At 70.9% G+C, this 13,562-nt stretch carries 14 protein-coding genes; 11 read left to right on the top strand and 3 right to left on the bottom strand.

Translation table 11 applies throughout. From position 1 onward, the window contains the following. Positions 1 to 95 precede the first annotated feature (95 nt). From ACFWA7_RS04530 to ACFWA7_RS04510, 5 genes are all read left to right on the top strand, one after another. A complete protein-coding gene (locus ACFWA7_RS04530; RefSeq protein WP_385535365.1) occupies positions 96 to 605 on the top strand; it encodes a flavin reductase family protein in 510 nt (169 codons plus the stop codon). Between the two features lie 200 nt (positions 606 to 805). Further along, positions 806 to 1,591, top strand: coding sequence for an electron transfer flavoprotein subunit beta/FixA family protein (locus tag ACFWA7_RS04525; protein ID WP_385820854.1), 786 nt, complete (start codon positions 806 to 808; stop codon positions 1,589 to 1,591). 68 nt (positions 1,592 to 1,659) lie between these two features. Then, the gene (locus tag ACFWA7_RS04520) at positions 1,660 to 2,622 is read left to right on the top strand and encodes an electron transfer flavoprotein subunit alpha/FixB family protein (RefSeq protein WP_385820851.1); all 963 of its coding nucleotides are present in this window, start codon (positions 1,660 to 1,662) and stop codon (positions 2,620 to 2,622) included. Positions 2,623 to 2,781: 159 nt separating this feature from the next. Beyond that, the gene (locus tag ACFWA7_RS04515; RefSeq protein ID WP_385820849.1) at positions 2,782 to 4,080 is read left to right on the top strand and encodes a DUF6986 family protein; all 1,299 of its coding nucleotides are present in this window, start codon (positions 2,782 to 2,784) and stop codon (positions 4,078 to 4,080) included. Positions 4,081 to 4,292: 212 nt separating this feature from the next. Further along, positions 4,293 to 4,979, top strand: coding sequence for a hypothetical protein (locus ACFWA7_RS04510; RefSeq protein ID WP_385820847.1), 687 nt, complete (start codon positions 4,293 to 4,295; stop codon positions 4,977 to 4,979). 103 nt (positions 4,980 to 5,082) lie between these two features. Here the strand turns inward: ACFWA7_RS04510 and ACFWA7_RS04505 are convergent, their stop codons facing one another. Further along, entirely contained in the window at positions 5,083 to 6,120 is a 1,038-nt protein-coding gene (locus tag ACFWA7_RS04505) for a LacI family DNA-binding transcriptional regulator (RefSeq protein ID WP_385820845.1), read from the bottom strand. A gap of 184 nt (positions 6,121 to 6,304) precedes the next feature. Between ACFWA7_RS04505 and ACFWA7_RS04500 the strand changes: the two genes are divergently transcribed. The 5 genes from ACFWA7_RS04500 (at position 6,305) to ACFWA7_RS04480 (ending at position 11,375) form a co-directional block, all read left to right on the top strand. Then, complete coding sequence (locus ACFWA7_RS04500) at positions 6,305 to 7,267, top strand: ROK family protein (RefSeq protein ID WP_385820843.1); 963 nt, start codon at positions 6,305 to 6,307, stop codon at positions 7,265 to 7,267. A gap of 284 nt (positions 7,268 to 7,551) precedes the next feature. Next, positions 7,552 to 8,841, top strand: a complete 1,290-nt coding sequence (locus tag ACFWA7_RS04495) for an extracellular solute-binding protein (protein WP_385821064.1) — start codon at positions 7,552 to 7,554, stop codon at positions 8,839 to 8,841. Positions 8,842 to 8,922: 81 nt separating this feature from the next. After that, entirely contained in the window at positions 8,923 to 9,837 is a 915-nt protein-coding gene (locus ACFWA7_RS04490; RefSeq protein WP_385535377.1) for a carbohydrate ABC transporter permease, read from the top strand. After that, a complete protein-coding gene (locus ACFWA7_RS04485) occupies positions 9,834 to 10,757 on the top strand; it encodes a carbohydrate ABC transporter permease (RefSeq protein WP_385535379.1) in 924 nt (307 codons plus the stop codon). Before ACFWA7_RS04490 ends, ACFWA7_RS04485 begins: the two co-directional genes overlap by 4 nt. Positions 10,758 to 10,889: 132 nt before the next feature. Further along, positions 10,890 to 11,375: a DUF3761 domain-containing protein gene (locus ACFWA7_RS04480; RefSeq protein ID WP_385820841.1), complete on the top strand. Its 486-nt coding sequence runs from the start codon at positions 10,890 to 10,892 to the stop codon at positions 11,373 to 11,375. Positions 11,376 to 11,397: 22 nt separating this feature from the next. On the opposite strand, the gene ACFWA7_RS04475 is transcribed toward ACFWA7_RS04480, so the two are convergent. After that, positions 11,398 to 11,574: a hypothetical protein gene (locus ACFWA7_RS04475; RefSeq protein ID WP_385535383.1), complete on the bottom strand. Its 177-nt coding sequence runs from the start codon at positions 11,572 to 11,574 to the stop codon at positions 11,398 to 11,400. A gap of 240 nt (positions 11,575 to 11,814) precedes the next feature. On the opposite strand from ACFWA7_RS04475, the gene ACFWA7_RS04470 reads away from it, so the two are divergent. Continuing rightward, positions 11,815 to 12,852, top strand: coding sequence for an NUDIX domain-containing protein (locus tag ACFWA7_RS04470; protein ID WP_385821062.1), 1,038 nt, complete (start codon positions 11,815 to 11,817; stop codon positions 12,850 to 12,852). 12 nt (positions 12,853 to 12,864) lie between these two features. On the opposite strand, the gene ACFWA7_RS04465 is transcribed toward ACFWA7_RS04470, so the two are convergent. Beyond that, complete coding sequence (locus ACFWA7_RS04465; protein ID WP_385820839.1) at positions 12,865 to 13,551, bottom strand: MBL fold metallo-hydrolase; 687 nt, start codon at positions 13,549 to 13,551, stop codon at positions 12,865 to 12,867. Positions 13,552 to 13,562 lie beyond the last annotated feature (11 nt).

Genomic DNA, 13,562 nt, shown 5'->3' with positions numbered 1-13,562 from the left:
CGTCCCTGTGGACCTCGCCCGCAACGCAAGTGCGCGCTGTCCGGGCTGCTGAGCAGTCCACAGCCCCCTCGCACCCACCGCAGAAGGACAACTCCATGACGGCTTCGCCCGAGCTCGGCACCGCACGCGCCGCCTCCCCCCAGCTGTTCCGCGCGGTCTTCCGCCAGCACGCCGCCGGTGTGGCGGTGATCACCGCGCAGCGTGGCGGCCGGCCCGTCGGCTTCACCGCCACCTCCCTCAACTCCGTCGCCGCCGAGCCCCCGTTGCTCTCCTTCGGCATCGGCACCGGCTCCTCCAGCTGGCCCGTGGTCTCCGAGGCCGAGCACATAGGCGTCCACATACTCGGCGAACACCAGGAAGACCTCGCCGCGACCTTCGCCCGCAGCGGCGCCGACCGCTTCGGCGGCGACACCCGCTGGCGGCCGGGCCCCGAGGGCGTGCCGGTCCTGGACGGCGTCCTGGCCTGGCTGGTGTGCCGGGTGGTCGCGCGCATCCCGGCCGGGGACCACCGCATCGTGGTCGGCGAGGCGGTCTTCGGCGAGCCCGCCGGCGCGGGCCGTCCGCTCCTCTACCACCAGGGTCGCTTCAACGCGTTGCGTGACTGAATCGTCTCCGTACTCACCGGTTACTCAGCGTTGGCAACGTCACAGTTCAAAGCGCTTGCTTACGGGGAACACAGTGGGTGTACTGACGAGTAATATTTCGTTCGGAGCGTCGGTCGCCCCGACCGGAAACCGCCCCATCAGGCGCCTATGCTGCGTGCAACAAGGCAGCCCAGAAATGACGATGCAGTAGGAGAGCCGGCGTGAGCTTGAGGATCGTTGTCTGTGTGAAGTACGTGCCCGACGCCACCGGCGACCGGCACTTCGCCGATGACCTGACCGTCGACCGCGACGACGTCGACGGCCTCCTTTCGGAACTCGACGAGTACGCGGTCGAGCAGGCACTGCAGATCGCCGACGAGGCGGACGACGCGGAGATCACCGTGCTGACCGTCGGCCCCGAGGACGCCAAGGACGCGCTGCGCAAGGCGCTCTCCATGGGCGCCGACAAGGCCGTCCACGTCGAGGACGACGACCTGCACGGCACCGATGTCGTCGGCACCTCGCTGGTGCTCGCCAAGGCCATCGAGAAGACCGGTTACGACCTGGTCGTCTGCGGCATGGCCTCGACCGACGGCACCATGGGCGTGCTGCCGGCGCTGCTCGCCGAGCGTCTGAACGTTCCGCAGGTCACGCTGCTCTCCGAGATCTCGGTCGACGGTGGCGTGGTCAAGGGCCGCCGCGACGGAGACACCGCGTCGGAGCAGCTGGAGGCGTCCCTGCCGGCCGTCGTGTCCGTGACGGACCAGTCGGGCGAGGCCCGCTACCCGTCCTTCAAGGGCATCATGGCCGCCAAGAAGAAGCCGGTGGAGTCGCTGGACCTGGGCGACCTGGACCTCGACGCCGACGAGGTCGGCCTTGAGGGCGCCTGGACCGCGGTCGACTCGGCCGCCGAGCGTCCGGCCCGTACCGCCGGCACGATCGTCAAGGACGAGGGCGAGGGCGGCAAGCAGCTGGCCGAGTTCCTCGCGAGCCAGAAGTTCATCTAAGGCTCGTCGACAGCTCGTAGCGCCCAACCGCCCCCAGATTCTTCGTACTTCGCAGGAGATTGAGTCCCATGGCTGAAGTTCTCGTCTATGTCGACCACGTCGACGGCGCCGTCCGCAAGCCCACCCTGGAGCTGCTGACGCTGGCCCGCCGCATCGGCGAGCCGGTCGCGGTCGCCCTCGGTGCCGGCGCCGAGGCCACCGCGCCGGCCCTCGCCGAGCACGGTGCCACCCGTGTGCTGACCGCCGACGCCCCGGAGTTCGCCGACTACCTCGTCGTGCCGAAGGTGGACGCGCTCCAGGCCGCGTACGAGGCGGTGTCCCCGGCCGCCGTGCTCGTCCCGTCCTCCGCCGAGGGCAAGGAGATCGCGGCCCGCCTCGCGGTCCGCATCGGCTCCGGCATCATCACCGACGCCGTCGACCTGGAGGCCGGCGACAAGGGCCCGGTGGCCACGCAGTCGGCGTTCGCCGCCTCGTACACCACCAAGTCCCGCGTCTCCAAGGGCACCCCGGTCATCACGGTCAAGCCGAACTCGGCCGCCGTGGAGGCCGCCCCGGCCGCAGGCGCCGTCGAGGCGCTGGCGGTCACCTTCTCCGCGCAGGCCACCGGCACCAAGGTCGTCGCCCGCACCCCGCGCGAGTCGACCGGCCGCCCCGAGCTGACCGAGGCCGCGATCGTGGTCTCCGGCGGCCGCGGCGTCAACGGCGCCGAGAACTTCGCGATCATCGAGGCGCTGGCCGACTCGCTCGGTGCCGCCGTCGGCGCCTCCCGCGCCGCCGTCGACGCCGGCTGGTACCCGCACTCCAACCAGGTCGGCCAGACCGGCAAGTCGGTCTCGCCGCAGCTGTACATCGCGTCCGGCATCTCCGGTGCCATCCAGCACCGCGCCGGTATGCAGACCTCGAAGACGATCGTGGCGATCAACAAGGACGCCGAGGCCCCGATCTTCGACCTGGTCGACTACGGCGTGGTCGGCGACCTGTTCGACGTCGTGCCGCAGCTGACCGAAGAGGTTCAGACGCGCAAGGGCTGACCTGCTCGTTCGTCCCCCCGGGGGCCGCGTGGTGATCTTCACCGCGCGGCCCCCGGTCGTTTCGGGCAACCATTGACGCGAAGGAAGCCCATCACTAAATTCTGCTATGCGGATCAATGATTCCGTTCAGTGGAAAAAAGAACGTGCGGAGGGTGCAGGATGGGTCAGCAGGAGAAGGTGGCGACGAGCCTCGCGGGCGCGGTCAGCGAGGAGATCAGCGCCTCGCTGGTGGCCGTGGACGAGGAGCTCGCCCGCCGCTACCCGGGCGACCCCGGCACCCGCCAGCCCGTGCACACCGTCTACGTACCCGGTGACCTCTTCGAGGCCGGCACCCTGCGCTCCTGGGGCGACCAGGCGCTGGCCGCCCTCGACGAGCACGCCCCGGACGCCGCCTCCTTCGCGAAGGTCCTCGGTATCGCCGGCGAGCTCGCCGCCCCCGTGTACGACCGGGTGCGCGCCAAGCTGGAGCGCGAGCCGGTGGAAGACCTGCGCGTGGACTTCGAGGACGGCTACGGCCCGCGCCCCGACGCCGAGGAGGACGCGGCGGCCGCCCGCGCCGCCCGTCTGATCGCCGAGGCGTACGGGAACGGCACCGCCGCCCCGTACATGGGCATCCGTATGAAGTGCATGGAGGCGGCGGTACGCGACCGCGGTATCCGCACCACCGACGTCTTCCTCACCGGCCTGATGGAGCACGGCGGCCTGCCCGACGGACTCGTCCTCACCCTGCCGAAGGTCACCTATCCCGAGCAGGTCTCCGCCTTCGTACGGCTCATGGAGGCCTTCGAGAAGGCCCACGGCCTGCCCGCCGGGCGGCTCGGCTTCGAGATCCAGATCGAGACCAGCCAGTCGATCCTCGCCGCCGACGGCACCGCCGCCGTGGCCCGGATGATCGACGCCGCCGAGGGCCGGGCGACCGGCCTGCACTACGGCACCTTCGACTACAGCGCGTGCGTGGGCGTCTCCGCCGCCTACCAGGCCAGCGACCACCCCGCCGCCGACCACGCCAAGGCCGTGATGCAGGTCGCCGCCGCCGGCACCGGCGTACGGGTCTCCGACGGCTCCACCAACGTCCTGCCGATCGGCTCCACCGCCCACGTCCACGAGGCCTGGCGGCTCCACTACGGCCTCACCCGCCGGGCCCTCGCCCGCGCCTACTACCAGGGCTGGGACATGCACCCGGGCCACCTGCCGACCCGGTACGCGGCGGTGTACGCCTTCTACCGCGAGGGCCTGGAGCAGGCCGCGGCCCGCCTCGCCGCCTATGTGGCAAAGGCCGGCGGCGACGTCATGGACGAGCCCGCCACCGCCAAGGCGCTCAGCGGGTTCCTGCTGCGCGGCCTGGACTGCGGCGCCCTCGACAACGAGGAGGTCGCCCGCCTCACCGGCCTCACCCGCGCCGACCTCGACGGCTTCGCCTCCCCGCGCCGCGCGGCCCTCACCGTCACCGCCCCGTAGCCCCCGGGCGCTGTCACCGCCGCCCCGTACTCCGTACGCGACCACAACCGCGACAGGGAACGGGGCAGCGGTGTCTTCGGGGTCCCGCACGCGCCGTCCGCGCCCGTGCCCCAGCCCGTCGCCCCGCCGCGCGAGGCGACCGTACGGGATGTGCTGCCGCACCGGCCCCAGGGCTTCGGCCCGGCGGTCACCCACACCCAGCAGCCCGTGGCATGGTCGCGGCGGCCGTCGCGGCCGTCGTCCCCGCGGGCGCCGGTGTCACGTACGCCCTGGTCGGCACCGGGGACGACGGCACCCGGCAGCAGGCGGTCGGCTCGGCGAGCGGCGCGAGCCCGTCGGCGTCCGGCGCCCAGGACGGCACGGGCGGCGGGGCGACCGCCGCGAGCCCTGGCCCGACCGGCAAGGACGGGCGTACGTCCGCCTCACCCGGCGCGACCCGCCCCGCCAAGGACGGCAAAGGCGGCAAGGGATCCGGCGAGAAGGGCGGCGCCGCGCCCGGCAGGGCGCCGACGGGCGGCCACGCCACCGCGACCCCGGGCGGCGCCGGAGGCACGGCGGGCGGCGGCACCGGCTCCGCGCCCGTCCCTTCCCGCCACTCCATCGGCGCGGGCAGGTTCGGCTGCCAGGTGTGGCGCACCGCGAAGAGCTACCGGCACGACGGCGGCGGGATGGGCGTGCTCAACGCGGGCACCGACTACTTCTACGGCCCAGGTCGACCTGGGCCGCCGCGAGACGTACGGGAAGTGGACCAACACGTACTGGGCGCGCACCGACGACGACAGCGGCAACACCAACGTCCACGTGAGCGTGGTCCACCTCAAGGCGGTGCCAACAACGCGCCGGTGCCGGGGCTGCGGTCCGCTGACCGGCGGCTCGTGTCCTGCGCCGGAAGTTTCTAGGTAGTTCCGGCTCAGGTTCGAACGGCCAACGCGCCTCATCGACGTCCGGAACCCCGGTCTCCGAGGCGCGGCAGGTGTACCGACGGACAATCGGGGCAGGCCACTAGTGGCCGGGCGGGGGCGGGATCTCGCCCGAGCCGCGTGCGATGAGGGTGGTGGGGACCACCACGCGCGCGGGGGCCTCGTCCACGCCGTCGAGGCGGCGGAAGAGCCGTTCCGCCGCCGTGCGGCCGAGCGTCGCGGAGTCCTGCGAGATGACGGTGATGCCGAGCAGATCGGCGAGCTCGATGTCGTCGAAGCCGACGAGGGCGACCGGGTGCTCCCGGCCCGCCAGGGCCCGTACCGCCGTCACGGTCACCCGGTTGTTGCCCGCGAAGATCGCGGTGACGGGGTCGGGGCCGCTCAGCATCGACTCGGCGGCCGCGCGCACGCGCTCCGGCTCGGTGGAGCCGAGCGCGACCCACCCGTCCGCCACCGGCAGCCCCGCCTCCTCCATCGCCGCGCGGTAGCCGCGCAGGCGCTCGGTGGCGGTGTGGATGCGCGGCTGGTCGCCGATGAAGCCGATCCTGCGGTGGCCGTGCGCCACAAGATGCGCGACGCCCTCGCGCGCCCCGCCGAAGCTGTCGGAGAGCACCGCGTCGGCGTCGATCCGGCCGGCCGGCCGGTCCACGAACACGGTCGCGACCCCGGCCTTTATCTCCGGCTCCAGATAGCGGTGGTCGTCGCCCGCCGGGATCACGATCAGCCCGTCGACCCGGCGGGCGCAGAAGGCGAGCACCAGCTCCTGCTCGCGGTCGGCGTCCTCGGCGCTGGAGCCGTTGATCAGCAGCGCCCCGTGCGCCCGGGCGACCTCCTCGATCGCGCGGCTCAGCGGCCCGTAGAACGGGTCGGCCAGATCCTCCAGGACCAGGCCGATGGAGGCGGTGCGCCCCTTGCGCAGCACGCGCGCGCTGTCGTTGCGGCGGAACCCCAGGGCGTCGATGGCCTCCATGACGCGGCGCTCGGTGTCCGGGGTGACACCGGCCTCGCCGTTGACCACCCGGGAGACCGTCTTCAGCCCGACACCGGCGCGGGCGGCGACATCCTTCATGGTGGGCCGGATGCCGTAGCGGGGCTCATGGTGGCGGGCGGTCTCGGCCACGTGCGGTGTCCTGTCGTCGTCGGGGGCTCAGCGGGCCCGGGGCGCTGTGGGCGGGGTGTCCGGGGCGGATCCGAGTGGATCGCGGTGTGGCGTCGAGCATAGGCCCTGGACAACGTTGTCAGGTGAATGGAGACTGTTCATCCGACCAGCTTGGCACCCTCGCCCACCAGGAGATCCGACACCGATGCAGACCGACCTCGTCGCCGCGCTCGACATCGGCGGCACCAAGATCGCCGGAGCGCTGGTGGACGCCGGCGGCCGACTGCTCGCACGGACCCAGCGGGCGACGCCCGCGCAGGAGGACGGCGAGACGGTGGCCCGCGCCGTCGACGAGGTCCTCGCGGAGCTGGCCGGATCCGTGCTGTGGGGGCGGGTCACGGCGCTCGGCATCGGCAGCGCGGGCCCGGTCGACGCGTCCAGCGGGACGGTCAGCCCGGTCAACATCCCCGGCTGGCGCGGGTTTCCGCTGGTGGCGCGGGTGCGGACGGCGACGGGCGGGCTCCCCGTCGAGCTCGTCGGCGACGGTGTGGCGATGACCGCCGCCGAGCACTGGCTGGGCGCGGCCCGCGGCTACGACAACGCGCTGTGCATGGTCGTCTCCACCGGCGTCGGCGGCGGTCTCGTCCTCGGAGGCCGTCTCCACCCTGGCCCCACGGGCAACGCAGGCCACATCGGCCACATCAGCGTCGACCTCGACGGCGATCCCTGTCCGTGCGGGGCGCGCGGCTGTGTGGAGCGGATCGCCAGCGGCCCGAACATCGCCCGCCGCGCGCTGGAGGGAGGCTGGACGCCGGGGCCCGACGGCGACAGCTCGGCGGCAGCCGTGGCCGCCGCCGCCCGCGCCGGGCACCCGGTCGCGCTCGCCTCGTTCGAGCGCGCCGCGCAGGCGCTGGCGGCGGGCATCGCGGCGACCGCGACCCTGACGGAGATCGAGATCGCGGTGATCGGCGGGGGAGTGGCCGGAGCGGGCGACATCCTGTTCGCGCCGCTGCGCCGCGCCCTCCACGACTACGCCACGCTCTCCTTCGTCCAGGGCCTCAAGGTCGCCCCGGCCCTGATGGGTACGGACGCGGGTCTGGTCGGCGCCGCGGCCGCCGCGGCCAGCGCTCCGACGACTCCTCGCCGGGCGGTGCGTGCGGGAAGGTAGCTCCTCATCACCTTCCTCCGGATCCACGGCAGATGAACCGATTCGGCGCCCCTGCTAGCTCTGATCCGGCGACGCGCGTTTGCGGTAGAGCTTGTTGGAGTCTGTTGGAATAGAACTGGTAACGGTTACCCGGAGTCGCGTCAAAACCCTTGACGTCCCCCTTACTTGGGGGTGTGATCCAAGCCACGCGTTCGGTTGTGTTGGGTTACACCCCGAAGGAGGGGGACATGTCGCAGTCAGCGTTCAAAGGTCCTGCTGTGCCCGGGAGCGTGGCGGGACATCGGATGTCCCGGCGCGGTCTCCTGCGGAGCGCCGCGTTCGGCGCCGGGGCGGTCACCCTCCCCTCGCTCCTCTCCGCCTGCGACAGCGGGCCCGGGAGCGACGCGAAGACGATCCGGCTGGGCTCCAACTCGTCGGACGCGGTGCCGAAGAAGGCCTTCGCGGACGCCTTCAAGGCGTACGGGCAGCAGTCCGAGGGCCGCACGGTCAAGGTCAACACCGTCGACCACAACACCTTCCAGGAGAACATCAACCGCTATCTCCAGGGCAAGCCCGACGACGTCTTCATGTGGTTCGCCGGGAACCGTATGCAGTTCTTCGCCAAGAAGGGGCTGCTGCACGACATCAGCGACCTGTGGCAGAACTTCCAGGGCTTCTCGCCGGCGCTGAAGGCGCAGTCGACGGGCGAGGACGGCAAGCAGTACCTCACGCCGTACTACTACTACCCGTGGGCGGTCTTCCACCGCAGAAGCGTCTTCCAGCAGCACGGGTACCAGGCGCCCAGGACGCTCGACGAGTACATCGCGCTCGCCAAGCAGATGCAGAAGGACAAGCTCGTACCGATCGCGCTGTGCGACAAGGACGGCTGGCCCGTGATGGGCACGTTCGACTACATCAACATGCGCACCAACGGATACGACTTCCACCGCGATCTGATGGCCGGCAAGGAGGCGTGGACGGACAAGCGGGTCAAGGAGGTCTTCGACACCTGGCGCAGAATCCTTCCGTACTGCCAGAAGGGCGCCAACGGCCGCACCTGGCAGGAGGCCGCGCAGAGCCTGCAGAAGAAGGAGACGGGCATGGCGGTGTTCGGACTGCCGCACGTGGGGCAGCAGTTCCCGGTGTCCGAGCAGGACGACATCGACTTCTTCCCGTTCCCGGTCATCAACCCGGAGCACGGGCAGGACGCGGTCGAGGCGCCCATCGACGGGTTCCTGCTCGCCAAGAAGTCCAAGAACCTGAAGAACGCGAAGAACCTGGAGAGCGCCAAGGACCTCCTGAAGTGGCTCGCGACGCCCAAGGCCGAGGACATCTACCTCGCCAGTGACCCCAACAACATCGCGGTCAACAGCGGGGCGGACACCTCCAAGTACAGCGCGCTGCAGAAGAAGTCCGTGGAGCTGATCTCCGGCGCCAAGCAGATCTCGCAGTTCATGGACCGCGACACCCGGCCGGACTTCTCCTCCACGGTGATGATCCCGGCACTGCAGAGGTTCATCGGCAACCCGAACGACGTGGACGGGCTGGTCAACGACATCGAGCGGCAGAGGAAGACGATCTTCGCCGCGGACTGACAGATGTCAGTTGTCGGCTGACATCTGATAGCTGACAGGCGTCAATTGGCCAACCCTCGCACCGACTTGGAGTACTCAGCCGTGTCGCTCACCTCCGCACGGCGCGCCGGACGACGAGGACCGCGGCGGTTCACCGCCCGCGACCTCGTCGTCCTCGGCGTGCTGCTGGGCATACCCGTCCTGCTCGACCTCGCCATCGTGTGGGGCCCGACCCTCGCCTCCGTCGTCCTCTCCTTCACCAGCTGGGACGGGATCGGCGACATCAAATGGGTCGGTACGGAGAACTACACCAACATCTTCACCAACTACCCGCCCTTCTGGCCGGCGGTCCGCCACAACCTGATGTGGCTGGCCTTCCTGGGCCTGGTCGCCGTACCGTTCGGGCTGCTGCTCGCCGTGCTGATCGACCGGGGCGTCCGCTTCAGCCGCTTCTACCAGTCGACGCTCTACATGCCGGTCGTCCTGTCGCTCGCCGTCGTCGGCTTCATCGCCCAACTGGTCTTCTCCCGCGACCAGGGCGCCCTGAACGCACTCATCGGCGACAAGCAGAACCCGACCGACTGGCTGGGCGACCCGGACCTCAACATCTGGATGATCCTGCTGGCGGCGGCCTGGCGGCACACGGGTTACGTGATGATCCTCTACCTGGCCGGGCTGAAGGCCGTGGATCCCACGCTCAAGGAAGCGGCGGCGATCGACGGCGCGGGCGAGGCCCAGACGTTCTTCAGGGTCGTGCTGCCGACCCTGCGCCCGGTCAATGTGATCGTGGGCGTGATCACCGTCATCGAGTCGCTGCGGGCCTTCGACATCGTGTACGCGGTCAACCACGGCCGCAACGGGCTCGAAGTGCTCTCCGTGCTCGTCACCGACAACATCATCGGCGAGGCCAGCCGCATCGGCTTCGGCTCCGCCATCGCCGTCGTGCTGCTGACCGTCTCCCTCGGGTTCGTCGTGACGTACCTGGTCCAGGAGATCCGAGGGGAGAAGAGCCGATGACCGTGGACACCGCACCCGTCGCCCCCGTCACCGCCGCGCCCGCGCCGCCCTTGGCCCGGCGCCGCCGCGCCCGCCCCGGCCGCCTGGGCGTGCACGCCTTCCTGATGGCCGTCTCGCTGGCCTTCCTGGCGCCGCTGCTGCTCGCGGTCTACGCGTCGCTGCGCCCGTACGACGAGACGGCCAAATACGGCTACTTCTCGCTCCCCAAGCACCTCTCCTTCGACTACTACAAACAGGCCTTCAGCGACTCCGGCATGACGAAGTACTTCGTCAACACGCTGATCATCGCGGTGCCCGGCGTACTGGTGACCTTGTTCTTCGCGTCATTCGTGGCCTTCGCGGTCTCCCGGCTGAAGCTGCGCGGCGGCATCCTGCTGCTGATGCTGTTCACGGCCGGGAACCTGCTGCCCCAACAGGTCATCGTCACCCCGCTGTACGTGCTGTTCAACCGCATCCCGCTGCCGTACTGGATGTCCGACTCGATGACGATGTTCGACTCGTACTGGGCCGTCATCGTCGTCCACATCGGCTTCCAGATCGGCTTCTGCGTCTTCGTCCTGGCCAATTTCATGCGCACCCTCCCGCAGGAGATCCTGGAGGCGGCTATCGTCGACGGCGCGGGCGTGTGGACCCAGTACTGGCGCATCACCCTGCCCCTGTGCCGCCCTGCCCTGGCAGCCCTGGCCACGCTCCAGTTCACCTGGATGTACAACGACTTCCTGTGGGCCCTGGTCTTCATGTCCGACGGCGACAAACTCCCGGTCACCTCGGCCCTGAACAATCTGCGCGGCCAGTTCTTCACGGACTACAACCTGCTGGCGGCGGGCTCGGTCATCGTGGCGCTCCCAACCCTGCTGGTGTTCCTGCTGCTCCAGAGGCACTTCATCGCGGGGCTGACACTGGGGTCGAGCAAGGGGTAGAGCACGCATCCGCACGTAAAGCGAACAAGTGTCGGGCAACTGGCTGAATCCATGCGGTAACGAATGCGCAACTACCGTTACCCGCGACCCTCGGTAGCGGTGAGATGGCCGTCTCATCGCCCAGGGGGCCACATGAAACACGCACGCATCTCCACCCTCGCCGCCGGATTCGTCGCGGCCGCCGCGCTCGCCCTCACCGGCTGCGGAGGCGGCGACTCCGGGAACGGCAAGGCGGGGGAGACGGTCGTACCCAGCCAGTCGTCGCAGACCCCGACGGCCGTCGCGACCAGCCAGAGCCCGACGCCCACGCCCACTCCGACGCCCACGCCCACTCCCACCGATCCGGCCCCGCTGCTGTCGCTCAGCACCACGCCGGACAGCGGCAGTACGGACGGAGCGGACGCGTCCGGTGGCTCGGGCGATGCGGATGGCTCCGGGTCGTCCGGCGGTTCCAGCACGTCCGGCGGTTCGGATGACTCCGGCAGCTCGGACGACTCCGGCGGCAGTGACGACCACGGCGGTGCCACCGCGCTCTGCAACGACGGTACGTACTCGTACGCGGCCCACCACCAGGGCGCCTGCTCGCACCACCGGGGCGTCGCGGTCTTCTACCGGTAGGCGGCGCGGCCGGGGGCGGGGGTCAGTGCACCGCCCCCGGTGTGTACTGACGCACCACCACCAGGAACGTGTCCGACTCCAGGTCCATCACGACCTCCGCCGGCACGCCCTCGTCGCGGCGGTCGCGCGCGAACTCCTCGGCGGGCCAGCTGCCGCGCGGGCCGCCCGCGGGAAAGCGCTCCAGCACAGTACGACGCATCCGTCGCACCCCCTCACTCTCTTCCGGCACTCGCACAACGATGTTCCCATCAGATGCGTTACGGCCCCCCGTGGCCGGTGCTCATGGGCAAGGACGCGTCGCGCGGCCGGAAAGGCTCGCGCAACGTGCAACAGGGTCGCCACAGTTGTGTACAAGATCAGGGCGCCCGGTTCCGCCCCGGGGTTTCCGTGGCACTCTGTTGCGGGCAATCCACTGGGGGCTATGGAAGAGGGGGAAACCGTGATCGTCTGGATCAACGGTGCGTTCAGCGCGGGCAAGACCAGCACCGCGCGCGAACTGGTCGACCTGATCCCGAACAGCACCTTGTACGACCCCGAGGTGATCGGCGGCGCGCTCCGGTACCTGCTGCCGCAGAAGCGGCTCGCCGAAGTCGGTGACTACCAGGACCTGCCCATCTGGCGGCGGCTCGTGGTGGACGGCGCCGCCGCGCTGCTCGCCGAGGTCTCCGGGGTGCTCGTGGTGCCCATGACACTGCTGCGGCAGGAGTACCGCGACGAGATCTTCGGGGGCCTCGCCTCCCGCCGCATAGCGGTGCGGCATGTGCTCCTGACGCATGAGGAAACGATCCTGCGCACCCGGATCGCCGCCCGTGTCGAAGTTCCCGACGACCCAGAGGCCAGCGAGCGCTGCCGCCAGTGGGCGTACGAGCACATCGAGCCCTACCGGGCGGCCCTCGGCTGGCTGGCGGAGGACGCCCACGCCGTCGACAACGGCGCCCTGACCCCGCGCGAGACCGCCGAGCGCATCGCCGAGGCCGTACGCACCGGAGCCGCTCCCGTCAGCGAGATCGTCCAGACCCCGGAGCCGACCGCCGAGACGCTCGCCGCGGGGGTGCTGCTCTTCGACGAGAGCGACCGGGTGCTGCTGGTGGATCCGACGTACAAGCCGGGCTGGGAGTTCCCCGGCGGCGTGGTGGAGCGCGGCGAGGCGCCCGCCCGGGCGGGCATGCGCGAGGTCGAGGAGGAGATAGGGATACGGCTCGACCGGGTGCCCCGGCTCCTGGTCGTCGACTGGGAGCCGCCCGCCCCGCCGGGCTACGGCGGGCTGCGGCTGCTCTTCGACGGCGGCCGGCTGGACAGCGCAGGGGCCGGGCGGGTCCTGCTGCCGGGCTCCGAACTGCGCGACTGGCGGTTCGTCGGCGAGGAGGAGGCGTCCCGCCTGCTGCCGCCCGCCCGTTACGAACGGCTGCGCTGGGCGCTGCGGGCCCGGGAGAAGTCGACGGTGCTCAACCTGGAGGCGGGAGTGCCGGTGGGCTGAGGCCACCGCCCGTCAGTCCAGTTCCGCCGTCTCCCGCAGCACCTTCGCCGCGTCCCGCGTCAGCGGGTCCCCGTGCCCGAAGCACGCCACCGACGGGGCGAGCGCGGCGAGACGGCGGAAGGATGCCTGCGCGCGGGCGAGGTCGACGTTGAAGACGCCCAGCATCACCTGGCCGATTCCGGCCACGCAGTCGCCCGTGAAGAGCACGCCGTGGCGGGGCAGATGGATGCCGATCGAGCCGTCGGTGTGGCCGGGGGAGTGGACCACCACCGCGCCGCCGCCGAAGTCGAGCACCTCACCGTCCTCGACTTCACGGTCGACCCGCGTCGGGGGTGCCTCCGGCACCGTCAACGCGTGCTCGTACAGCGGAAGTTCCCACTCCAGCAGAACCGGCTCCGGCACCGGCCGCTCGCCCCGGATCACCGGCGCGTCGAGCCGGTGGGCGACCACCTCGGCCCCGTACCGCCCGGCCAGCTCCCCGGCCGCGCCGTAGTGGTCGCGGTGGCCGTGGGTGATCACGATCCGGCGGATGGCGGCCGGGTCGAGGCCGAGGCCGCGGATCGCCTTCTCCATGGGCGCGGCGGCGTTGACGTCACCCGCGTCGACCAGCGTCAACTCGTCCCCGTCGCGCCACAGATACGCCTGGCCGATCGGGAAGCGGAACATGTGCAGTTCGGGAGTGACCCGTACGAGATCCATGCGGCGAACGT

The organism is Streptomyces sp. NPDC059994 (assembly GCF_042737755.1).
Classification (GTDB): Bacteria; Actinomycetota; Actinomycetes; order Streptomycetales; family Streptomycetaceae; genus Streptomyces.
This window is presented reverse-complemented; position numbering and strand designations above follow the sequence as displayed.